Source organism: Phreatobacter sp., assembly GCF_027532945.1.
Lineage (GTDB): Bacteria > Pseudomonadota > Alphaproteobacteria > Rhizobiales > Phreatobacteraceae > Phreatobacter.
Genome location: NZ_JAPZTZ010000008.1, coordinates 17,688 through 39,686, shown reverse-complemented (window position 1 = coordinate 39,686; position 21,999 = coordinate 17,688). Strand labels below are relative to the sequence as shown.

The window sequence follows — 21,999 nt, the reverse complement described above, 5'->3', positions numbered from 1 at the left end:
GCTCAAGGGGTGGTGAAGCGCGGGTAAAGGAGGCCTCAGCCGAAGCGGTCCTTCCAGGCCGGCAATGCGCCGGGGAAGGGCAGTGCGGTGGCCGAATGGATGCCGCGGGCGCAGGCCCTTGCCAGCACGGAAGCGGCCGTGAAGCCGATGGCCGCCATGTCCCGCGCATAGTCGGCGACGGGCACGGTGCCGGTGGCCGCGGCAAAGACCGTGTCGCCGTCGAGCGGCGTATGGATCGGGCGGATGGCGCGGCCGAGCCCGTCCTGCGCCATGACCGCGAGATGGGTCGCCTGGCCCTTGTCGAGCAAGGCGTCGGTGACGACGAGGGCGATGGTGGTGTTTTCCGGCCGCGCCCCCTTCAGCTTCAGCGCATGGGCATCCGCTGGCCAGGGGAAGGCCAGGCCGCGGCCGCCGAATTCGTCGCCCACCTCGTCGGTCGCCGCCCAGAAATGGCCGGAGGCGCCGATGGTGGCGCTACCGACGGCATTCACCACGACAATGGCGCCGACGCGGTGGCCGGAGGGCGAGATGGCCGACGCCGAGCCGATGCCGCCCTTGAGATCGGCGGTGGTGGCGCCGGTTCCTGCGCCGATCGTGCCGAGCGCCACCGGATCGGCGGTGGCTGCTGCGGCGGCGGCATAGCCGAGGTCGCGATAGGGCGAGAAACGGCCCCAATCCTTGTCGCCGCCGGAGAGCAGGTCGAAGACGATGGCACCGGGGACGATGGGCACGCGCATTGGCCCGATGGCAAAGCCGCGGCCGTTTTCGGCGAGGAAGGCGCTCACCCCGCCCGGGGCATCCAGGCCGAAGGCTGAGCCGCCGGATAGCACAACGGCATCCACCGTCTGCACGGTCTTGTCGGGGCGCAGGAGTTCGGTGTCGCGGCTGCCCGGCGCGCCGCCGCGAACATCGACGGCGCAGACGGCGGGCTCATCGAAGATGATCGCGGTGGTGCCGGTGGCGCGGGCGAGATCGGTGGCGTGGCCGACTTTCAGGCCGGGAATGTCGGTGAGGGTGTTGGATGCCATGCTCATCACGCGGCATCACGCCTCTGCGATTGGGCGAAGTCAACGCTTCCGTCCCGCGCCTCACCTATGTAGAGGTCGCGGCCACAGGTCATGCGGCAAAGGCCGCAAGCGGGGCGGAAACCGGAATGCCTGACGTCACCCTCACGGCGGCCCTTCTGGCGGGGCTGGTGAGCTTTCTGTCACCCTGCGTGCTGCCGCTGGTGCCGCCCTATCTCGTCTATCTGACGGGCGCGACGCTCGACGATCTGTCGGACAGCGAGGCGGATCCCTCCCTCGTGCGTCGGTCGGTGCTGCTGGCCCTGGTCTTCGTCGCGGGGTTCTCCACCGTCTTCGTGATGATGGGCGCCTCGGCCTCGCTCATCGGCGCCTATATCCGCATGTATTCGGTGACGCTGTCGATGGTGGCGGGCGTCGCCATCATCATCATGGGCCTGCATTTCCTCGGCCTGTTCCGCATCCCGCTGCTCTACCGGCAGGCGAAGATCGACATGGCGCCGCCGAAGGCCGGGCCGCTTGGCGCCTATGTGATGGGCCTCGCCTTCGCCTTCGGCTGGACGCCCTGCATCGGTCCGGTGCTGGCGGCGATCCTGGCGGTGGCGGCCTCCGAGATGACGGTGCACAAGGGCGCGGGGCTGCTCGCCGTCTATTCGATGGGGCTCGGCATCCCCTTCGTGCTCGCTGCCTTCGCCATCAAGCCCTTCCTTCGCTTCGCCGCGGCCATGAGGGGACGCCTCAGGGCGGTGGAGATGGTGATGGGTGGCCTCCTCGTGCTCACCGGTCTCGCCTTCCTCACGGGGAAGATGACCAGCGTCGCCTTCTGGCTGCTCGAGACCTTCCCGGTTCTCTCCACCTTCGGCTGATCATCCTCAGGGGCGCGGGCCCATGAGGCGGCGGAAGCGGATGATGTCGCTTGTAACCAGCGGCGTCACCGCCTCCGGCGCGCGCTCCTCGGCACCGGGTGCGGAGGCCATCAGTTCCGCATAGCGCTTCTTCAGGTCGTCGCTCTCCAGCGCCTCGGCGATGGCGCGGTTGAGCCGGGCGATGACCGCCGGCGGCGTGCCGGCAGGCGCAAAGAGCGCGTTCCAGTTCTGCATCTGGAAGGCCGGCAGCCCCGCCTCCGCGGCGGTGGGCACATCGGCAAGGCCCGGCACCCGCGCGGGCGAAGCGACCGCGAGGCCGCGGATGCGGCCGGCATTGATGGCCTGCCCGACCGAGGTCGCCGCATCGCAGACGCCGTCGACATGGCCGCCCATGAGGTCGTTAAGGGCAGGGCCGGCGCCGCGATAGCTCACAAGCGTCACCTCGACGCCGGCCGCCTCCATGAAGGCGCGGCAGATCAGGTAGTTCTGCGAGCCGACGCCGGCATGGCCGAGCCTGATCGTGCCGGGCTTCGCCTTGGCCTCGGCGACGAGCGCGGCAAGGGTCGTTGCGGGATGGTCGGCTCGCAGCGCGATCATCGAGTTGGTCTTGGCGACGAGACCGATGGGGGCGAAGCTCTCCGGCGTGTAGCGGATGTCCGGATAGATCGCATAGGCCGCGGCATTGGTGCCGGAATTGCCGATGAAGATGGTGTAGCCGTCGGGTGCGGCGCGAGCGGCGCGGGCGAGCGCCACGGTGCCGCCGGCCCCGCCGACATTCTCATGGATGATGCGCTGGCCGAGCGAGCGGGACATGGCCTCGGCGACGATGCGAGCGATGACGTCCGAGGTGCCGCCGGCGGCAAAGGGCACGATCATGGTGATGGGGCGGGCGGGATAGGCCTCCTGCGCGCCGGCCGGCAGGGCCGCCGCAAGCGTCAGGGCGAGGAGGGCGGCTGGGACGGAATGGTTGAGCATGGCGGCATCCGTGACGCAAAAACCCGCCCGGGTGACCGGGCGGGCTGGAGGAGCAGAGCGATCAGACGCCCTCAGTTCGTGGTGGTGTTCTCGAAGTAGGAGACCTTGCCGTCCGGACCCGGGCGCCAGGTGTAGGTCACGTAGTCGGCGCGGGTGATGTCGCCCTTCCTGTCATAGGAGATGTCGCCGATGACCGTCTTGAAGACGTGGCCGGTGCGCATGAACTCGGCGATCTTCTTGGGGTCGAGCGAGTTGGTGGCGACCGCCGCCTGCTGGAAGATCTGCACGGCGGCGTAGCTGTAGAGCGTGTAGGCCTGCGGCTCGAAGCGACGGGCGGTGCGGAACTTCTCGACGATGGCGCGCGCCTCCGGACGGTTGCGCGGGTCCGGCGGGAAGGTCATGAGCGTGCCCACGGCGCCGGGACCGGCGATGGAGGCGAACTCGTTGTCGGCGATGCCGTCGCCCGACATCATCGGCGCTGTGACGCCCTGGTCGCGCATCTGACGGACGATGAGGCCACCCTCGGTGTGCAGGCCGCCCCAGTAGACGATGTCGACATTGGCGGCCTTCAGCTTGGAGATGAGGGCCGAGAAGTCCTTCTCGCCGGTGTTGACGCCTTCGTAGATGACCTCCTTGAGGCCGGCGGCGTTCATCGCCTTCTGCGTCTCGTCGGCAAGACCCTTCCCGTAGGTGGTCTTGTCGTGGACGATGGCGACGCGCTTGCCGGCAAAGTTGCGCACGAGATAGGCGGCAGCGACGGCGCCCTGCTGGTCGTCACGGCCGCAGGTGCGGAAGGCGTTCCACAGGCCGCGCTCGGTGATGCGCGGATTGGTGGCCGAGGGGGTGATGAAGACCGCGCCGTTCTCGGCATAGACCTCGGAGGCGGGCATGGTCACGCCGGAGTTGAAGTGACCAACGATGAACCGCACGCCGTCGCCGATGAACTTGTTGGCGACGCTGACGCCCTGGCGCGGGTCGGAGACGTCGTCACCGATCTGCAGCGTGATGCGCTGGCCAAGGATGCCGCCGGCGGCGTTGATGTCTTCCACCGCCTGCTCGACGCCGTTGCGCAGCTGGGCGCCGAACGAGGCGTTCGGGCCGGTGATCGGACCGGCGACACCGAGACGGATCTGCGCCTGGGCGGGCAACGCCAATGCGAGACCGAGGCCGAGCGTCAGCCCGGCGAGGAGTTTGGTCTTCATGTCTCATCCTTCCCTGGAGGGGGCACGAGGGGCACGAACCTTCGCGGAGGACGGCGGAGCCGCCCTTGGGAAGGGATCGAACACCCTTTCGTGCGACTTGTCAGCCCATCCGGAGGACCCTGATGCGACATCAGGTTTTGTCCGGAGGGGAGGACAGCGGGACCGGCCGTTCCGCCCAGGTGAGCGGGCCGGTGCGTTCGTAGAGCCACCAATACTGATGCGCCATCTGGGCGGCGCGGGTGGCGCGGAAGGAGAGCAGGCCGATGGCCATGACGATCGTCGTGTCGACGAGATAGTAGCGCAGCGACAGGAGCGTGCCCTCGAACAGGGCGAAATGGGCGAAACGCACGCCGAGGCCGAGGATGAGGAGATAGGCCACCGTCTCCGGAATGCCGCGCCAGGTCTGGGCGCAGGCGCGGCCGGTCATGATGGCGAGCCAGCCGCCGAGGATCAGCGTCACCAGCAGGAACAGCCAGACGGACGGTTCCTCGTAGAGGATGCCCTGCATCAGTGCCGCCCTCCCTCGAGATAGGCGGCGCGGACTTCCTCGCGGGCGAGGAGCTCCTGGCCGGTGCCGGACATGGTCACGGCGCCGTTGACCAGCACATAGCCGCGATGGGCGAGCTTCAGGGCGTGATAGGCGTTCTGCTCGACGAGGAAGACGGTGAGGCCCTCCTGCCGGTTCAGCTCGCGGATGGCGTTGAAGATGCCGGCGACGATGAGCGGGGCAAGGCCGAGGGAGGGCTCGTCGAGCAGGAGCAGCTTCGGCCGGCTCATCAGCGCACGGGCAATGGCCAGCATCTGCTGCTCGCCGCCCGACAGCGTGCCGCCGCGCTGGTCGCGCCGTTCCTTCAGCCGGGGAAAGAGGGCGAAGACCTTGTCGAGGTCGTCGGCGAAGAAGGTGGGGTCGGTGAGGGAGGCCCCCATCTGGAGGTTCTCGAAGACCGACATGCGCGGGAAGATGCGCCGGCCCTCCGGCGACTGGGCGATGCCCATCCGCATGATCTGGTGGGTCTCGAGCCGGGTGATGTCGCGGCCGTCATAGACGATCTGGCCGCGGCGGGCCTGCGGGCTGCCGCAGATGGTCATCATCAGCGTCGACTTGCCGGCGCCGTTGGCGCCGATCAGCGTGACGATCTCGCCCTGCGCGACATCGATGTCGATGCCTTTCAGAGCCTGGATCGAACCATAAAAGGTCTCGACGCCGCGGGCGGTGAGGAGCGCGGTCACAGGCCCACCTCCGCTTCGACCTTCTCCACCTCGCTATCGTCGACGCCGAGATAGGCGGCGATGACCTTGGGGTCCTCGCGCACCTGAGAGGGCGTCCCGTCGGAGATCTTGGTGCCGTAGTCGAGCACGACCACGTGGTCGGAAATCTCCATGACGACGCTCATGTCATGCTCGATCAGGAGCAGCGAGGTGCCGTGCTCGCGGCGGATGAAGCGCAGCAGCTCGTTGAGGACGAGGCTCTCGCGCGGATTGAGGCCTGCGGCCGGCTCGTCGAGGCAGAGGAGCTCGGGCTCGGTGCACATGGCGCGGGCGATCTCCAGCGCGCGCTGCGGGCCATAGGCGAGGTCGCCGGCCGGGTCATCGGCGCGGTCGGTGAGGCCGCATTTGTCGAGCCAGTAGGCGGCCTTCTCGATGGCCTGTTTCTCCGCCCGCCAGTAGGAGGGCAGACCCAGGATGCCGCCGATGGACCAGCCCGAGGCGGCCATGAGCGGGTTGTGCTGGGCGACGAGCAGGTTCTCCAGCACGGTCATGCCGGAGAACAGGCGGATGTTCTGGAAGGTGCGCGCCACCTTCGCCGTGCGGGCGATGCGGAAGTCCGGCAGGCGCTCCAGCAGGAACTCCGCGCCGCCCTTCTGGCGCATGGTGATGCGCCCCTGCGTCGGCTTGTAGAAGCCGGTGATGCAGTTGAACACCGTGGTCTTGCCGGCGCCGTTGGGGCCGATCACCGCGGTGATGTCGCCGCGGCGGGCGTCGAAGGACAGGTCGTTGACGGCGACGAGGCCGCCGAAGCGCATGGTGAGGTGCTCGACCCTGAGGATGGCGTCGCTCATCCGTGGCCCTCCTTGACGTGGGCGGAGGAGACGGCCCGGCGGCTCTTGAGGAAGGCGGTGGGCATGCGGGTGGAGACGAAGCCGCGCGGCTTCCACACCATGATCACCACCATGGCGAAGCCGAAGATGAGCATGCGGTACTGCACGGGATCGAACTGGGGTCCGAAGATCGCCTTCATCCAGTCGAGCTCGCGCAGGAGCTCGGTGCCGCCGATCATCGCCACCGCGGCAATGGCCGTGCCGATCAGCGAGCCCATGCCGCCAAGCACGACGATGGCGAGGATCACCGCCGATTCCATGAAGGTGAAGCTCTCCGGCGAGATGAAGCCCTGGCGGGCGGCGAAGAAGGAGCCGGCGAAGCCGCCGAACATGGCGCCGATGGCGAAGGCGGTGAGCTTGGTGTTGACCGTGTTGATGCCGAGGGAGCGGCAGGCGATCTCGTCCTCGCGCAGGGCCTCCCAGGCGCGGCCGACGGGGAGGCGGCGCAGGCGGTTCGACACCCAGGCGGTGAGGAGGGCGAGGCAGACGATGACGTAGTAGAGGAAGATCGTCCGGTAGACGGGCGAGAACTCGAGGCCGAACGTCGCCGCGAAGCCGGTATCGGAGGCGTTGAAGGGAATGCCGAAGAAAGACGGCCGCGGGATGGTCGAGATGCCCTCGTAGCCATTCGAGAAGTCGGTCCAGTTGATCAGCACGAGGCGGATGATCTCGCCGAAGGCCAGCGTCACGATGGCGAGATAGTCGCCTCGCAATCGCAAGACCGGAAAGCCAAGTAACACCCCCCAGAAGGCGGCGAGGATGCCGGCGATGGGCAGGCAGATCCAGAAGGCCCAGACACCGAGGCCGGGGAAGGTCGCCGGGATCACCTTGGTGGCGATGAGCGCATAGGCATAGGCGCCGACGGCGTAGAAGGCGACGTAGCCGAGGTCGAGGAGGCCGGCGAGGCCGACGACGATGTTCAGGCCCCAGGCCAGCATCACGTAGATGAGGATCTGGATGCCGAAATTGTCGATCCACTTCAGCGCGCCGCCGCCGCCGGTGAGCGACAGTATCATCATCGGATAGACGAAGAGGGCGACGAGGGCGGCCGGCGGCAGGCCGTTGCGGATGACGAGCCGGATGCTCTGCGGGATCAGGCCCCAGACGAGGTGGGTCCCGATGGCCGCCGTCGTCTCGGGCCGGACACGGGCCTGCCAGAGCGACAGCAGGAAGCGGCCCGCCCAGACCAGCAGTACGACGACGGCGAGCAGGTCCCAGCGCGGCTCGACGATCAGCCGGTTCTGCATGTCCTGCGTCGTCTTGAAGGCGAGCAGGGGGCCGAAGACGCCAGCGGCGACGAGGGCGGCGAAGAGCGCGTCCTTGACGGCGCGGGCCACGGGGGAGGGGGCTGCGCGGGCGGTGTCCAGCGGCATGGTCACGGCGTCAGACCTTTTCGACGTCGGGACGGCCGAGAATGCCCTGGGGCATGAAGATCAGCACGATCGCGAGGATGGAGAAGGCGGCGACGTCCTTGTACTCGACCGAGAAATAGGCCGACCAGAACACCTCGATGAGGCCGATGAGGAGGCCGCCGAGCACCGCGCCGGGCAGCGAACCGATGCCGCCGAGGACGGCGGCGGTGAAGGCCTTCACCCCCGGGGTGAAGCCGTCGGAGAAGTTCACCACGCCGTAATAGACGAGGTAGAGCGTGCCGGCGACGGCGGCGAGCGCCGCGCCCATCACGAAGGTGATGGAGATGGTGCGGTCGACATCGACGCCGAGGAGGGCGGCCATCTTGCGGTCCTGTTCGCAGGCCCGCTGGGCACGCCCGAGCGGCGTCTTGGCCACCACCCACCAGAAGATGGCGAGGAGGCCAACCGTCACCACCATGATGAGGATCTGCTTGTAGGACAGCGTCACCTGGTAGCCGCCGGCGGCGGAGAGCACGAAAACGCTGTTGAGGATCGGGTCGATGGCCTTGTTGCGCGGGCCCTGGGCAACCTGGACGAAGTTCGACAGGACGATCGACATGCCGATGGCCGAGATCAGCGGGGCGAGGCGGAAGGAGCCACGCAGCGGCCGATAGGCGACGCGCTCGATGGTCCAGCTGATCAGCGAGGTGAAGACCATGGCGATGATCAGCACGATCAGCAGGGCGAGGAGGATGGAGCTGACGCCGAGCCAGGTGGTGAGCACCATCAGCGCGATCAGCGCGATGAAGGTGGAGACCATGAACACATCGCCATGGGAGAAGTTCACCATGCCGATGATGCCGAAGACCATCGTGTAGCCGATGGCGATGAGACCGTAGATCGATCCCAGGGTCACGCCATTGATCAGCTGCTGGAAGAAAACTTCCATGCCGCCACCTTCCCACCTGTCCCCTCCGGCGCGGGGATACGCGCCGTGCCGTCCGGGGGGCGGATGGCCGCCTTGTGCAGCGGTCTCGTCCGATCCGTCGACCACCTATCGGTAGCAACTGCGTCGATAAGCCACAACGGTGCGGCGCAGATTATTCACACCGGCGCCGAAGGCCGCGCCGGCCGCGATCTCAACCTTAATCACCGAGAGTTCAGCCCGCGCCATTGGCCGCGGCGGTCTCGCGGTCGTATATGGTTCGCCTGACAGAGGATTTTGCCATGGATGGCGGAACCGTTCGCTCGATGATCCCCGGCGTGCTCGCGGCCACCTCGCAGGCCTATCGAGACGGCATGGCCCATGTGGCCGGCCACGTTCATGTCGTGACCACGGCGGGGGCGGCCGGCACCAGCGGCTTCACCGCGATCGCGGTGGCCTCGGTCTCCGACGATCCGCCGATGCTGCTCGTCTGCCTCAACCGCAAGTCCGCCAATGGCGACCTGATCGGCCGCAATGGCGTCTTCGCCGTCAATGCCCTGCCTTCGGGCGCCGAGGGGCTCGCCGAGACCTTCGCCGGCCGGCGCGGTCTTGCCGGCGCCGAGCGCTTCCGCGAAGGGTCCTGGACGCCGCTGGTGACCGGCTCGCCGACGCTCGACACCGCCCTCGTCAGCTTCGACTGCCGGGTGGAGGAGATGCGGCCCATGGCGACGCACCACATCCTCATCGGCCGCGTCGAGGCCGTGCGCATCGGCCCGGCCGGCGCGGCGCTCGCCTATTTCGACCGCGCCTATCGGCCGATCCCGCGCTGAGCGAGTAAGACGGGGCGGGCCGCGCCGCACTATCCTGCGGGCGCAGGTCATTCCGGGAGATCGCCGTGAGCGAAGCGGATCCGTCATCGCCCTTCAGCGGCATCAAGGCCATCGACTACACCGTCATCCTTGTGCGCGACATGGATGCAATGCGCGACTTCTATGGCCGCATCATGGGCTTCGCCCTCGACCGGGAACTCGCGCCGAACTGGATCGAATACCGGGTGGGTGGCAACAGCCTGACCCTTGCCAGGCCATCGCGCGTGGTCGGTGACAAGCCGACGCCGCCGGGCAGCGCGTCGCTGCAACTCGCGTTCAAGGTGTCGGTTGCGGATGTCGACCGCTGCGCCGCCGCACTCGTGCGGAACGGCATCACGCTGGTCGAGCCACCGACCGACCAGAGCTTCGGACACCGGACGCTGTTCTTCCGCGATCCCGATGGCAACCTGCTCGAGATCTATGCGGATATCGAGCGCCCGGTGGGGCCTTGAGCCTCAGGTCTTGATCCCGAGCTCGGCGAAGACCTCCTTCGCCTCCTTCATCGCCGTGTTGGCCGCCGGGACACCGGCATAGACGGCGATCTGCAGGATCACCTCCTTGATGTCGTCGGTGGTGACGCCGTTGGAGAAGGACGCGCGGCAGTGCAGGCGGAACTCCTCCCAGCGGCCGAGCGAAGCGGTGATGGCGAGGACAAGGAAGCTACGCGTCTTCCGCTCAAGGCCCGGCCGGGTCCAGATCTCGCCCCAGGCATAGCGGGTGATGAAGTCCTGGAACTCGCCGGAGAAGCCGTCGCGGCCGGCCAGCGAGCGGTCCACATGGGCATCGCCGAGGACCGCGCGGCGCACGGCGAGGCCCTTCTCGAAGCGGTCTTTTTCATCCATGGCGGTGGTCCTTCAGGGCCGCAGGAAACCCAGCACCGTATCGGTGAAGGCCTGTTCCTGCTCGACATTGGAGAGGTGGGCGGCGTCGAGCTCGACATAGCGCGCGCCGGGGATCGCCTCGGCCATCTCGCGGCCGCGGGCGGCGGGTGTCGAGCCGTCATGGGTGCCGGAAATGACGAGGGTCGGCAGGCGGATGGAGCGGATCGCCTCGCGCTGGTCCATGTCGCGGATGGCGGCGGAGCAGGCGGCATAGCCCTCGGGAGGGGTCGTCTCCAGCATCTCGACGACGCGCGCCACGGCCTTCGGGGCGGATCCTTGAAACCGCTTGGTGAACCAGCGGTCGACGATTGTGGGGATGAGGGGCTTCAGTCCGTCGCGCTTCACGATCGCGATGCGCTGGTTCCACATGTCGGCGGTTGGCATCCCGGCGGCGGTGTTGCACAGGACGAGGCGGGTGAAGCGGTCGGCATGGTGGACGCCGGCCCACATGCCGCTCATGCCGCCCATGGAGAGGCCGCACCAGTCGGCCTTGGCGATCTTCAGGTGGTCGAGCAGCTCCACCGCGTCGCGGGTGAGGCGGGCGAAGCTCGTCGGCCCGACGCGCAACTCGCTCTCGCCATGGCCGCGCTTGTCGTAGCGCACGACGCGGAACGCGTCGGTGAAGGCCGCCATCTGCGGCTGCCACATTTCCAGCCGGGTGCCGAGGGAGTTGGAGAGGAGGAGGACGGGTTTTGTCCCGCCGGTGTCCTCGTAGCGCAGGGACAATCCGTCCGACGTGGTGAAGCGGGGCATGGTCGTGTCTCTCGGGCGTCTGTCATTCGCCAGGCGGCAGCGGAGACTAGGCGAGCGCGCGGGGCTTGCAAGGGCGCGGAACGACGGAGGCGCATTGCGGCGGCGCGTCACCGCACTGCTTGGGAAAGGTTCCAGCTTGACGCCTCTTTCAGAACGGGTCCAAACTGCAAATCCCGACGAAAACGGCTTGTTTTCGTGGTGGGAGCCGGCGGTCGATACAAAAACAATGCCGAAGGCGCCCGGTTTGGTCCCATATTGAGGAGGAACGCCCATGCCGACGGTGACCCTGACGGTCAACGGTCGATCGGTGACGGCCGATGTCGATTCCCGCACCCTTCTCGTGCAGATGCTGCGCGAGACCCTGCATCTCACCGGCACCCATGTCGGCTGCGACACCTCGCAGTGCGGCGCCTGCGTCGTCCATGTCGACGGCAAGGCGGTGAAGTCCTGCACCACGCTCGCCGTGCAGTGCGATGGCGCCAGCGTCGTCACCATCGAGGGCCTCGCCCAGGACGGCAAGCTGCATCCGATGCAGGAGGCCTTCCGCGAGCATCACGGCCTGCAGTGCGGCTTCTGCACGCCCGGCATGATCATGTCCGCCGTCGATATCGTGAACCGCAAGGGGATCGTCGACGAGGCCACGATCCGCGAGGAGCTCGAAGGCAATATCTGCCGCTGCACCGGCTATCACAACATCGTGCGCGCGGTTGAGGCCGGGGCGAAAGCCATGGTCTCCGGCACCCCGGTTCGTCAGGCAGCGGAGTAAGCGGCGCCACAAGCCGTCCCGCCACGCCTCAATCCCAACAAAGGGTCCTTTAGGGAGGACACTATGACAGTCACCGCCATCGGTGCCGCCGTTCGCCGCAAAGAAGATCACCGCTTCATCACCGGCAAGGGCCAGTACACGGACGACATCAACCGTCCCGGCCAGACACATGCCTATTTCCTGCGCTCGCCGCATGCCCACGCCAACCTGAAGAAGATCGACCTCTCCAAGGCGAAGGCCATGCCGGGTGTGGTCGCGATCTATACCGGCGATGATGTCGCCGCCGACAAGATCGGCGGGCTCATCTGCGGCTGGATGATCCATTCGAAGGACGGCACGCCGATGCGCGCCGGCCCCCACCCGATCCTCGCCCAGGGCAAGGTCCGCTATGTCGGCGACCATGTCGCGGTGGTGATTGCCGAGACCCTGTCGCAGGCCAAGGACGCGGCCGAGGCGATCGTCGTCGACTACGACGTGCTGCCCGCCGTGGTCGAGGCCGGCAAGGCCCAGGCCAAGGGCGCGCCGCAGGTTCACACCGAGGCCCCCGCCAACACGGTCTATGACTGGCACATCGGCGACAAGGCGGCGACGGAGGCGGCCTTCAAGGCGGCCAAGCACGTCACCAAGCTCGACATCGTCAATAACCGGCTTGTGCCCAATGCCATGGAGCCGCGCGCGGCCATCGGCGAGTATGACGCCGGCAATGACGCCCTGACGCTCCATACGACGAGCCAAAATCCGCACGTCGCCCGTCTCGTCCTCTCCGCTTTCATCGGCATCGCGCCGGAGCACAAGCTGCGCGTCATCGCCCCTGATGTCGGCGGCGGCTTCGGCTCGAAGATCTTCATCTATGCCGAGGAGACGGTCTGCGTCTGGGCCGCCCGCAAATGCGGACGCCCGGTGAAGTGGACGGCCGACCGCACCGAGGAGTTCCTGTGCGTGGCCCATGGCCGCGACCATGTCACCCGGGCCGAACTCGCCATCGACGCCGACGGCAAGATCACCGGCCTGCGCGCCAAGACCATCGCCAATATGGGCGCCTACCTGTCGACCTTCGCCTCGTCGGTGCCGACCTATCTCTACGCCACGCTGCTGTCGGGCCAGTACGCCATCCCGAACATCTATTGCGAGGTGGATGCGGTCTATACCAACACCGCTCCGGTCGACGCCTACCGCGGCGCCGGGCGGCCTGAGGCGACCTTCGTGGTCGAGCGCCTCGTCGAGACGGCGGCGCGCGAGATCGGCATGGATCCGGCGGCTTTCCGTCGGCGGAACTTCATCACCAAGTTCCCGCACCAGACGCCGGTCATCATGACCTATGACTGCGGCGACTACAAAGCCTCGCTCACCAAGGCCATGGAGATGGCCGACGTGAAGGGCTTCGGCAAGCGCCGCCGCGAGGCCGCTCGCCGCGGCAAGCTGCGCGGCCTCGGCTACTCCACCTATATCGAGGCCTGCGGCATCGCTCCCTCCCAGGCGGTGGGTTCGCTCGGCGCTGGCGTCGGCCTGTGGGAATCGGCGGAGGTCCGGGTCAATCCGGTCGGCACGGTCGAGATCCTCACAGGCTCGCACAGCCACGGCCAGGGCCATGAGACGACCTTCGCCCAGCTCGTCTCCTCGCGCCTCGGCATCTCCATCGACAATGTCTCCATCGTCCATGGCGATACCGACAAGGTGCAGTTCGGCATGGGCACCTACGGCTCGCGCTCCGGCGCGGTCGGCATGTCGGCCATCTCCAAGGCCCTCGACAAGATCGAGGCCAAGGCGAAGAAGGTTGCCGCCCATGTGCTCGAGGCGGCGGAGGCCGACATCGACTTCAAGGACGGCAAGTTCACTGTGAAGGGCACCGACAAGGCGGTGGATTTCGGCACGGTGGCGCTCAACGCCTATATCGCCCACAAGTTCAACCCGCAGGAGCTGGAGCCCGGCCTGAAGGAGGGATCGTTCTACGACCCCACCAACTTCACCTTCCCGGCGGGATGCCACATCTGCGAGATCGAGGTGGACCAGGAGACGGGCGTCGCCCGCATCGTCAAATGGACGGCGGTGGACGATTTCGGCAACGTCATCAATCCGATGATCGTCGAGGGACAGGTCCATGGCGGCATCGCCCAGGGCGTTGGTCAGGCGCTGCTGGAAGGCACCGTCTACACCGCCGACGGCCAGCTCGTGACGGCCTCCTACATGGACTACGCCATGCCGCGGGCCCATGATCTGCCGTCCTTCGAGGTCGGCATGACCGTGACGCCGTGCCCGTCCAACCCGCTGGGCATCAAGGGCTGCGGCGAGGCCGGCGCCATCGCCGCACCTGCCGCCGTCATCAACGCGCTGACCGATGCGCTGGGAACCGAGGACGTGCCGATGCCGGCGACGCCCCTGGCCCTGTGGTCGATCATCGCCAAGCAATCCAAAGCCGCGATCGCGGCCGAGTAAGGTTCCGGAGAGGTCCCATGTATCCTTTCAAGTACCAGAAGGCCGCCACCGTTCGCGGCGCTGTCTCCCTCCTCAAGAAGGCGGAGGAGCCGAAGCTGCTGGCCGGCGGGCACACGCTGCTGCCGACCATGAAGCAGAGGCTCGCCAGCCCGAAGACGCTGATCGACCTCTCCGCTGCCGGGCTTTCCGGCATCGAGCAGAAGGGCCGCTCCATCGTCATCGGTGCCATGACCACCCATGCGGAGGTGGCGAACTCGCCGGTCGTCCAGCAGGCGATCCCCGCGCTGGCCAAGCTCGCCGGCCATATCGGTGATCCGCAGGTTCGCCATCGCGGCACGATCGGCGGTTCGGTCGCCAACAACGACCCGGCGGCGGATTATCCGGCGGCGCTGATGGCGCTCGGCGCGGTGGTCCACACCTCCAAGCGCAAGATCCCGGCGGAGGAGTTCTTTGCCGGTATGTTCTCCACCGCTCTCGACGAGGACGAGATCATCACCAAGGTGGCCTTCCCGATCCCGTCCAAGGCGGCTTACGTGAAGTTCCCGAACCCGGCCTCGCGCTATGCCATCGTCGGCGTGTTCGTCGCCAAGAAGGGCAGCAATGTGCGCGTCGCGGTGACAGGGGCCGGCTCGAACGGTGTCTTCCGCCATGAGGCCATGGAGCAGGCGCTCGCCAAGCGCTTCAATCCGAAGTCGCTGGAGGGCATCGCCACGCCGGCCGCCGACATGAACGGCGACATCCACGCCTCGGCCGACTACCGCGCCCATCTCGTCGGCGTCATCGCCAGACGGGCGGTCGCCGCCGCCACCGCCTGACCGGGCGGCACTGCGGACATGAAAAAAGGCCGGGGTTCGCCCCGGCCTTCGTCGTTTTGGAATGGGAGGGCGAGGGCCTCAGCCCTGGCCCTCGGTGAAGCGGCGCGTCTCGATCACCTCGATCACATCGCCATTGGAGCGCAGCGCCACGCAGCGCAGGGCGCCGATGGGACCGGTGACGGAGGGGTCGGTAGCGAAGCTGCGGGCGAGCAGGGCGCGGCACTCGGCCGGCTTCTCCAGCATGCGCAGCGTACGCCAGCCACGCGAGATCTCCGGGTTCACCGTCACATATTCGAGGCGCACCATATCGGCGTGCTTCGGGTCGATGACGCGGCGGATGCTGCCGGTGACCATCGCGGCCTCGCGCGGGAAGAACAGGAAGAGCGAGCCCAAGCCCAGGACCAGCACGATGCCGAAGGTAATGAGGACGGTGTTGTTGCGCATCGTCGGTGCTCCGATACGGCGGGGTGACCCAGCGATAGCATGCGCGGATTAATGAAAATTCGAATCGATTGCCCGGAATCCCGTTGCATTCGCGAAAAGTGCGACATTCGACCGGCGGCTGTTGTCGCAGGTTCAGGACGGCGCTCGAAGCTTTCCGCAGCACCGCCGCAAATTCGCCAGATGGGCAGACGAACGATAGAACCACACGACCGAACGCCGAGGCTCTCATGACGGTCCGGTTCTCCCCCGCCATCGCCGCTGCCACTTTCGCTGCTGTCGCCGGCCTCGCCACCGCGGCCGTTCCCGCCCGCGCCCAGACGGCGGGACAGGTGTCGGCTGATTATGCAGTGAGCTTCCTCGGCCTCTCCATCGGTCGCGGCACGATGGTGTCCACCAGCGATGGCCGCAGCTATCGCACGACGCTGGAGGCCCGTGTCACCGGCGTCGCGGCGATCTTTGCCGGCGGCACTGGCACGGCGACCGCCACCGGCCGCCTGACTTCGAGCGCGGCTGTTCCCGCCTCTTTCGACATTGAGATCCGCTCCGGCGGCAAGGTCGAGACCACCCGCATCGCCCTGAACGGCGGCAATGTCACGGGCGTCGAGCGCAATCCAGACAAGCCGCCGCATCCGCGCGCGACGCCGGTCCTGCCCGAGCATCTGCAGGGCGTGCTGGACCCTCTCTCGGCCGGCATCTTCGTCGCCGGCGGCTCCGGCCCGGTGACGGGAGCGGCGGCCTGCGAGCGGCGCGCCCGCATCTTCGGCGGACGCGAGCGCTTCGATCTCATCTTCTCCTTCGTCGAGACCCGGCAGGTGGAGATCGGCGGCTACAAGGGCGAGGCGGCGGTCTGCCGGGTGCGCTTCGAGCCGATCGCCGGCTATCGCCCCGATCGCAACGACATCCAGAATGCCCGCCGCCGCTCGGCCGAGGTGATCCTGGTGCCGGTCCGCGGCACGCGTCATCTCGTCCCGGCGCGCATCTCGCTCTCGACCGGTTATGGCACGGGCGTCGCCGAGGCGACGCGCCTTGCCCTGGACGGCGCTCCCCAGGCACGGCGGGCCTCTGCCGATTGATGTTCTCCACCGCGCCGCGGCTGGGCTATGGTGAGCGCCCAGCCGGAGTGCCTTCGTGACGTCGACCTCGCCCGTTCCGCTTCCCACCTCCATCGACGCGACGCTCGCGCTGTTGAAATCCGGCGACTATGTCGCCGACCGCGCGCTCGCCACCGTCCTGTTCCTCGCCCTCAAGATGGGCCGTCCGGTCCTGCTTGAAGGCGAGGCGGGTGTCGGCAAGACCGAGATCGCCAAGGTCCTCGCCAAGGCGCTGGGGCGGAACCTCATCCGCCTGCAATGCTACGAGGGTCTCGACGTCGCCGCGGCCGTCTACGAGTGGAACTATGCCGGCCAGATGATCGCCATCCGCCTCGCGGAGGCGGAAGGTTCGGTCGACCGGGAGCAGCTCTCCTCCGGCATCTTCTCCGAACGCTATCTCGTCAAGCGGCCGCTCCTGCAGGCGCTGGCGCCGGACCTTCGCGGCCCGCCGGTGCTGCTCATCGACGAGCTTGATCGCACCGACGAGGCCTTCGAGGCCTATCTCCTCGAGGTCCTGTCCGACTTCCAGGTGACCGTGCCCGAACTCGGCACGATCAAGGCGCCGGCGCCGCCCATCGTCATCGTCACCTCCAACCGCACGCGCGAGATCCACGACGCGCTGAAGCGGCGCTGCCTCTATCACTGGGTCGATTATCCCGACGCGGCGCGCGAACTGGCCATCCTCAAGGCAAAGGCGCCTGGCGCACCGGAGCGGCTGTCGAAGGAGATCGTCGCCTTCGTTCAGCAGCTCCGGAAGACCGAGCTGTTCAAGGTGCCGGGTGTCGCCGAGACGATCGACTGGGCGACCGCGCTGACCGAGCTCGACGCTGTCGGCCTCGACCCGCAGGGCGTGACCGACACGCTCGGCGTGTTGCTGAAGTACCAGGACGACATCCAGAAGATGCAGGGCGGGGAGGCCAAGGCCATCCTCGACGCGGTGAAGGCGGGTCGCTGAGGTGGCTTCCCTCCTCGCGCCGCTCACCGAGCCCGGCCGCATCCCACCCGTGAAGGCGGTGGTCATCGGCGTGCTGCTCCTCGCCGTGCCGCTGGCCTGGTGGACGATCCTGAGGCTCGCCGGCACGAGCGTGCCGGTGCCCGCGCCATCGGGCCTGTCCATGACCCTCATCGTCGTCGCGGCGCTGCTGGTGGCGCCGTTGCTCGAGACCGCGGTCCTCCTCGTCCTGCATTGGCTGATGGTGGTGCGCTTTGGCGCCGACCGCTCGACCTTCGTGCTGGCGGCGGTCGCCGCCGCTGTCATTGCCCATACGCCGCTGACGCTGGTCAGGACGCCGGTCACGGCGGCGATCTTCGTCGTCTTCGCCCTTGTCTATGCCGGGTGGTTCGCCGCCCGCGGCTGGCGCTGGGCCTTCCTCGGGGCGGCGCTGGCCCATGCCGCCTATAATGCCGGCTCGCTCGCCCTTTCGCCGGTCTTCGCGGCTCTCCTGAGGCCCGCCTGATGGCTGAGGCGCTGGCCGAGAACATCGCCCATTTCGCCCGCGCGCTGCGGGTTGCCGGCCTGCCGGTCGGCCCCGGGACGGTGCTCGACGCCATCGCGGCGGTGGAGGCGGCGGGCATCGGCTCGCGCGACGATTTCTACTGGACGCTCCATGCGGTCTTCGTGCGCCGGCACGAGCAGTCCGTCACCTTCCGCACCGCCTTCGAGATCTTCTGGAAGCGCCGGCACCTCATGGAGAAGCTGCTCTCCATCCTGATGCCGGTCGCCCCCGCCGCCCCGGGAAAGCCGGACCCGGTGTCGCTGCGCCTGCAGGAGGCCTTCTTCAAACAGGCCGAGAGCGTGCCGGTGGAGAAGCCGGAGATCGAGGTGGACGCGAGCCTCACCGTCTCCGATATCGAGGTGCTGCAGAAGAAGGACTTCGCGCAGATGACGGCGGCGGAGATCGCCGAGGCGAACCGCCGTGTCGCCGCCCTCGTCCTGCCCGACGACGCCGTGCCGACGCGCCGCCTCGCGCCCGATCCGCGCGGGCCCCGCATCGACCTCAGGCGCACGCTGCGCCGCTCCATCGCCGAGGGCGGGGCGATCATCGACCTTGCCCGCCGCGGCCCGAAGACAAAACATCCGCCACTGGTGATCCTCTGCGACATTTCCGGCTCGATGAGCCAGTACAGCCGGGTGATCCTGCATTTCGCCCATGCGCTGATGGAGCGCCGCCGCCACGTCCATGTCTTCACCTTCGGCACGCGGCTGACCAACGTGACGCGGATGCTCCGGGCCAAGGACCCGGACGAGGCGCTTGCCGCCTGCACGGCGGCTGTCGACGATTGGTCAGGCGGCACGCGCATCGCCCCCTCCATTCATGCCTTCAACCGGCTGTGGTCGCGCCGTGTGCTGGCGGGCGGGGCTGTGGTGCTGCTCGCCACCGACGGCCTCGAGCGCGACGGCACGGCGGACCTTGCCCGCGAGGCGGACCGGCTTCACCGCTCTTGCCGGCGGCTGGTCTGGCTCAACCCGCTGCTGCGCTTCGATGGTTTCGAGGCACGGGCGCAGGGCATCCGGGCGCTGCTGCCCCATGTCGACGAGTTCCGCACCATCCACAATGTCGCGGCCGTCTCGGAACTGGTGGCGGCGCTCGACGCCCGCCGGCCCGACCGCAGCCACGATCCGCGGCTCTGGCTGAAGGTCGCGTGAGGGCAGGACGGGCGCTGCCCATGGTCCCTGCACCCCGCCTCTGCCATCCTGCCCCTTGCCTCGTGCCCCTGATCATCCGATCTGTGGAGTCCCGACACGCGTGGAGGCCGCCATGATCTCGACCGACGACGACATCCTCACCACCGCCGAGGCCTGGGCGAAGGCCGGCAAGGGCGTCGCGGTGGCCACCGTCGTGGAGACCTGGGGCTCGGCGCCGCGCCCGATCGGCTCGCATCTCGTGATCGACGAGGGGGGCACATTCCTCGGCTCGGTCTCGGGCGGCTGCGTCGAGGGCGAGGTCGTGACCGAGGCGCTGGACGTGATCGGCTCCGGCAAGGCCAAGCTGCTCGAATTCGGCGTAGCCGACGAGACGGCCTGGCGGGCGGGCCTTTCCTGCGGCGGCCGCATCGCCGTCTATGTCGAGAAGGTCGGCTGATGCGCCTCGAGCTTTTGAAGGCGCTCAACGCCGCCCGTGCCGAACGCCGTGCCGCGGTGCTCGTCACCGACCTCGATGGCGGCGAGGCCCGCCTCGTCACCGAGGCGACGCTTGCCGGCGATCCGCTGGAGGAGCCGATCCGTGCGGCGCTGCGCTCGGGGCGCAGCGGCGTGGTCGAGGGCACGCGCACCTTCCTCACCGTCCAGGTGCCGCCGGCCAAGATGGTCGTTATCGGCGCCGTCCATATCAGCCAGGCGCTGGTGCCGATGGCGCGGATGCTCGGCTACGACCCGGTGATCGTCGATCCGCGCACGGCCTTCGCAACGCCTGAGCGCTTTCCGGATGTGACGCTTCTGGCGGAGTGGCCGGATGAGGCGCTGCCGAAGCTCAAGGTCGACCGCTTCACCGCCTTCATCGCGCTCACCCACGACCCGAAGATCGACGATCCCGCTTTGCTCCACGCCTTCGAGCGCAGCTGCTTCTACATCGGCGCCCTCGGTTCGCGTAAAACCCATGCCAAGCGCGTCGAGCGTCTCACGGGCAAGGGCGCGAGCCCCGAGGCCGTCGCCCGCATCAAGGCGCCCATCGGCCTTGCCATCGGCGCGATCTCGCCGGCCGAGATCGCCGTCTCCATCCTTGCCGAGGTGACGCAGGCCTGGCGGCAGGGCATCGCCTGAGGGCCGAGGAGGGGTCATGCGCTTCGGTCCCGTTCCCCTCGCCGAGGCCCGCGGCGGCGTCGTCGCCCATGCGGTGCGGGCTGGCGGTCTCGTGCTCAAGAAGGGCGCCCGCATCGGCGAGGCCGAGATGGCAGCCCTCGCGACGGCAGGCGTCGAGACCGTCGTCGTCGCCATGGCCGAACCCGGCGACATGGGCGAGGACGAGGCGGCCGCCGCCATCGCCGCGGCCGTGGCGGGGGAGGGGCTCAGGGTCGATCCCGCCTTCACCGGCCGCGCCAACCTGTTTGCCTCCGATGCCGGCGTCCTCGTCGTCGACCGCGACGGCATCGACCGGCTGAACCGCATCGATGAGGCCATCACCCTCGCAACCCTCCCGGCTTTTGCCGCGGTCGAGGCGGGCGAGATGGTCGCCACGGTCAAGATCATCCCCTATGCGGTGGCCGCCGACCGGGTGGCGGCGGCGACGGCAGGACCGCTGGTGCGCATCGCGCCCTTCGTGCGGCGGCGCGTGGCGGTGATCTCGACGCTGCTGCCCGGGCTCGCCGACAAGGTGGTGGAGAAGACGCTGCGCGTGACCGCCGACCGGCTGGATCCTGCCGGCGCGTCCATCGCCATCGAACGCCGCGTGCCGCATGAGGCCGAGGCGCTCACGGTGGCGCTCCGCGAGGTCACGCCGCAGGCCGATCTGGTCCTCGTCTTCGGCGCCTCGGCCATTGCCGATCGGCGAGACGTCATTCCCGCGGCGCTGGAGGCGGCGGGCGGCGCGGTCGAGCATCTCGGCATGCCCGTCGATCCCGGTAACCTGCTGATGGTCGGCGCGCTGGGGGATGTCCCGGTGCTGGGCGCGCCGGGCTGTGCCCGCTCGCCCAAGGAGAACGGCTTTGACTGGGTGCTGATGCGGCTCCTCGCCGGCCTCTCCGTGACCCGGACGGACATCACGGGAATGGGCGTCGGAGGGCTTCTGATGGAGATCGTGTCGCGACCGCAGCCGCGCGAGGATGTGACGCCCGTCGCCGGCGCGGCGCGCATCGCCGCGCTGGTGCTCGCTGCCGGCCGCTCGACCCGCATGGGCGGGCCGAACAAGCTGCTAGCCACCATCGACGGCGTGCCGCTGGTGCGCCATGCTGCCGAGGCGGCGCTGGGGGCCGGGCTCGCCGAGGTGGTCGTCGTCACCGGCCACCAGAGCGAGGCGGTGACGGGGGCGCTCGACGGGCTTGGCTGCCGCTTCGTCGCCAATCCCGATTTCGCCGAGGGCCTCTCGACCTCGCTGAGGACCGGCCTGTCGGCCCTGCCGGAGACGACCGACGCCGTGATCGTGCTGCTCGGGGACATGCCGCGGGTCTCGGCGGCGCTCGTGGCGCGGCTCGCCGCTGCCTATGATCCGGGTGGCGGGCGGCACATCGTCGTGCCCGTCTCCGACGGGCGGCGTGGCAATCCCGTGCTGTGGGGCCGGCGCTATTTTGGCGAGCTGATGCGGGTCACCGGCGATCAGGGCGGGAGGGCCGTGCTCGCCGGCGCGCCAGAGGCGGTGGCCGAGGTTGCGGCGGAGGCGGACGACGTCCATCTCGACCTCGACACGCCCGAGGCTCTCGCCGCGGCCGGCGGACGGATCGCGCCTTAACCACCGTCCTGTTTTGGTTGCCGACCAAGATAAAAAAATCCCCGGGTCGTTGGGGACCCGGGGCTGAATTGTCATCTCCGTGGACGCGGAGTTGTTGCATTGGTCTATGCGCGCCACTCCGGCAA

The 21,999-nt window shown here is 68.4% G+C and carries 24 protein-coding genes; 13 read left to right on the top strand and 11 right to left on the bottom strand.

Annotated elements, in window-relative coordinates; all coding sequences use genetic code 11:
* Nucleotides 1-35 precede the first annotated feature (35 nt).
* Complete coding sequence (locus O9344_RS06105; RefSeq protein WP_298474246.1) at nucleotides 36-1,028, bottom strand: P1 family peptidase; 993 nt, start codon at nucleotides 1,026-1,028, stop codon at nucleotides 36-38.
* Nucleotides 1,029-1,153: 125 nt separating this feature from the next.
* On the opposite strand from O9344_RS06105, the gene O9344_RS06100 reads away from it, so the two are divergent.
* Complete coding sequence (locus O9344_RS06100) at nucleotides 1,154-1,888, top strand: cytochrome c biogenesis protein CcdA (protein ID WP_298474243.1); 735 nt, start codon at nucleotides 1,154-1,156, stop codon at nucleotides 1,886-1,888.
* 6 nt (nucleotides 1,889-1,894) lie between these two features.
* Here the strand turns inward: O9344_RS06100 and O9344_RS06095 are convergent, their stop codons facing one another.
* The 7 genes from O9344_RS06095 to O9344_RS06065 form a co-directional block, all read right to left on the bottom strand.
* Nucleotides 1,895-2,863: a tripartite tricarboxylate transporter substrate-binding protein gene (locus tag O9344_RS06095; protein WP_298474240.1), complete on the bottom strand. Its 969-nt coding sequence runs from the start codon at nucleotides 2,861-2,863 to the stop codon at nucleotides 1,895-1,897.
* 71 nt (nucleotides 2,864-2,934) lie between these two features.
* Nucleotides 2,935-4,065, bottom strand: a complete 1,131-nt coding sequence (locus O9344_RS06090) for a branched-chain amino acid ABC transporter substrate-binding protein (protein ID WP_298474237.1) — start codon at nucleotides 4,063-4,065, stop codon at nucleotides 2,935-2,937.
* A 130-nt stretch (nucleotides 4,066-4,195) separates the two neighbouring features.
* Nucleotides 4,196-4,573 carry a DUF6867 family protein gene (locus tag O9344_RS06085; RefSeq protein WP_298474233.1) on the bottom strand — a complete coding sequence of 126 codons (378 nt, stop codon included), beginning with the start codon at nucleotides 4,571-4,573 and terminating at the stop codon, nucleotides 4,196-4,198.
* Nucleotides 4,573-5,295 carry an ABC transporter ATP-binding protein gene (locus O9344_RS06080; protein ID WP_298474230.1) on the bottom strand — a complete coding sequence of 241 codons (723 nt, stop codon included), beginning with the start codon at nucleotides 5,293-5,295 and terminating at the stop codon, nucleotides 4,573-4,575. The genes O9344_RS06085 and O9344_RS06080 overlap by 1 nt, the downstream gene beginning before the upstream one ends.
* A complete protein-coding gene (locus O9344_RS06075; RefSeq protein ID WP_298474227.1) occupies nucleotides 5,292-6,125 on the bottom strand; it encodes an ABC transporter ATP-binding protein in 834 nt (277 codons plus the stop codon). Before O9344_RS06075 ends, O9344_RS06080 begins: the two co-directional genes overlap by 4 nt.
* The gene (gene livM, locus O9344_RS06070) at nucleotides 6,122-7,537 is read right to left on the bottom strand and encodes a high-affinity branched-chain amino acid ABC transporter permease LivM (protein ID WP_298474466.1); all 1,416 of its coding nucleotides are present in this window, start codon (nucleotides 7,535-7,537) and stop codon (nucleotides 6,122-6,124) included. The genes O9344_RS06075 and livM overlap by 4 nt, the downstream gene beginning before the upstream one ends.
* Before the next feature lie 10 nt (nucleotides 7,538-7,547).
* Nucleotides 7,548-8,465 (bottom strand): branched-chain amino acid ABC transporter permease LivH, encoded by a 918-nt coding sequence (locus O9344_RS06065; RefSeq protein WP_298474224.1) that lies wholly within the window; start codon nucleotides 8,463-8,465, stop codon nucleotides 7,548-7,550.
* 278 nt (nucleotides 8,466-8,743) lie between these two features.
* Between O9344_RS06065 and O9344_RS06060 the strand changes: the two genes are divergently transcribed.
* Both O9344_RS06060 and O9344_RS06055 read left to right on the top strand, forming a co-directional pair.
* Nucleotides 8,744-9,271 carry a flavin reductase family protein gene (locus O9344_RS06060; protein ID WP_298474222.1) on the top strand — a complete coding sequence of 176 codons (528 nt, stop codon included), beginning with the start codon at nucleotides 8,744-8,746 and terminating at the stop codon, nucleotides 9,269-9,271.
* A 65-nt stretch (nucleotides 9,272-9,336) separates the two neighbouring features.
* Entirely contained in the window at nucleotides 9,337-9,762 is a 426-nt protein-coding gene (locus tag O9344_RS06055) for a VOC family protein (protein WP_298474219.1), read from the top strand.
* 3 nt (nucleotides 9,763-9,765) lie between these two features.
* On the opposite strand, the gene pcaC is transcribed toward O9344_RS06055, so the two are convergent.
* Together pcaC and pcaD are read right to left on the bottom strand one after the other, a co-directional pair.
* Nucleotides 9,766-10,152 carry a 4-carboxymuconolactone decarboxylase gene (gene pcaC / locus O9344_RS06050; RefSeq protein ID WP_298474216.1) on the bottom strand — a complete coding sequence of 129 codons (387 nt, stop codon included), beginning with the start codon at nucleotides 10,150-10,152 and terminating at the stop codon, nucleotides 9,766-9,768.
* Nucleotides 10,153-10,164: 12 nt separating this feature from the next.
* Complete coding sequence (gene pcaD / locus O9344_RS06045; protein WP_298474213.1) at nucleotides 10,165-10,944, bottom strand: 3-oxoadipate enol-lactonase; 780 nt, start codon at nucleotides 10,942-10,944, stop codon at nucleotides 10,165-10,167.
* A gap of 271 nt (nucleotides 10,945-11,215) precedes the next feature.
* Between pcaD and O9344_RS06040 the strand changes: the two genes are divergently transcribed.
* The 3 genes from O9344_RS06040 to O9344_RS06030 all read left to right on the top strand — a co-directional run bounded on the left by O9344_RS06040 (nucleotide 11,216) and on the right by O9344_RS06030 (nucleotide 14,958).
* Nucleotides 11,216-11,710 carry a (2Fe-2S)-binding protein gene (locus tag O9344_RS06040; protein WP_298474210.1) on the top strand — a complete coding sequence of 165 codons (495 nt, stop codon included), beginning with the start codon at nucleotides 11,216-11,218 and terminating at the stop codon, nucleotides 11,708-11,710.
* A gap of 63 nt (nucleotides 11,711-11,773) precedes the next feature.
* Nucleotides 11,774-14,143 carry a xanthine dehydrogenase family protein molybdopterin-binding subunit gene (locus O9344_RS06035; RefSeq protein ID WP_298474207.1) on the top strand — a complete coding sequence of 790 codons (2,370 nt, stop codon included), beginning with the start codon at nucleotides 11,774-11,776 and terminating at the stop codon, nucleotides 14,141-14,143.
* 17 nt (nucleotides 14,144-14,160) lie between these two features.
* Nucleotides 14,161-14,958 carry a xanthine dehydrogenase family protein subunit M gene (locus O9344_RS06030; RefSeq protein ID WP_298474204.1) on the top strand — a complete coding sequence of 266 codons (798 nt, stop codon included), beginning with the start codon at nucleotides 14,161-14,163 and terminating at the stop codon, nucleotides 14,956-14,958.
* A 78-nt stretch (nucleotides 14,959-15,036) separates the two neighbouring features.
* On the opposite strand, the gene O9344_RS06025 is transcribed toward O9344_RS06030, so the two are convergent.
* A complete protein-coding gene (locus O9344_RS06025) occupies nucleotides 15,037-15,402 on the bottom strand; it encodes a hypothetical protein (RefSeq protein WP_298474201.1) in 366 nt (121 codons plus the stop codon).
* 227 nt (nucleotides 15,403-15,629) lie between these two features.
* Between O9344_RS06025 and O9344_RS06020 the strand changes: the two genes are divergently transcribed.
* From O9344_RS06020 to O9344_RS05990, 7 genes are all read left to right on the top strand, one after another.
* Nucleotides 15,630-16,475: a DUF3108 domain-containing protein gene (locus tag O9344_RS06020; RefSeq protein WP_298474198.1), complete on the top strand. Its 846-nt coding sequence runs from the start codon at nucleotides 15,630-15,632 to the stop codon at nucleotides 16,473-16,475.
* Nucleotides 16,476-16,530: 55 nt separating this feature from the next.
* Nucleotides 16,531-17,448 (top strand): MoxR family ATPase, encoded by a 918-nt coding sequence (locus tag O9344_RS06015; protein ID WP_298474195.1) that lies wholly within the window; start codon nucleotides 16,531-16,533, stop codon nucleotides 17,446-17,448.
* A gap of 1 nt (nucleotide 17,449) precedes the next feature.
* Complete coding sequence (locus O9344_RS06010) at nucleotides 17,450-17,950, top strand: hypothetical protein (protein ID WP_298474192.1); 501 nt, start codon at nucleotides 17,450-17,452, stop codon at nucleotides 17,948-17,950.
* A complete protein-coding gene (locus O9344_RS06005) occupies nucleotides 17,950-19,140 on the top strand; it encodes a VWA domain-containing protein (protein ID WP_298474189.1) in 1,191 nt (396 codons plus the stop codon). Before O9344_RS06010 ends, O9344_RS06005 begins: the two co-directional genes overlap by 1 nt.
* A 112-nt stretch (nucleotides 19,141-19,252) precedes the next feature.
* On the top strand, nucleotides 19,253-19,576 hold the full coding sequence (locus O9344_RS06000) for an XdhC family protein (protein ID WP_298474185.1): 324 nt from the start codon (nucleotides 19,253-19,255) through the stop codon (nucleotides 19,574-19,576).
* On the top strand, nucleotides 19,576-20,253 hold the full coding sequence (locus O9344_RS05995) for an XdhC family protein (RefSeq protein WP_298474182.1): 678 nt from the start codon (nucleotides 19,576-19,578) through the stop codon (nucleotides 20,251-20,253). The genes O9344_RS06000 and O9344_RS05995 overlap by 1 nt, the downstream gene beginning before the upstream one ends.
* 16 nt (nucleotides 20,254-20,269) lie before the next feature.
* Complete coding sequence (locus O9344_RS05990; protein ID WP_298474179.1) at nucleotides 20,270-21,874, top strand: molybdopterin-binding/glycosyltransferase family 2 protein; 1,605 nt, start codon at nucleotides 20,270-20,272, stop codon at nucleotides 21,872-21,874.
* Nucleotides 21,875-21,999 lie beyond the last annotated feature (125 nt).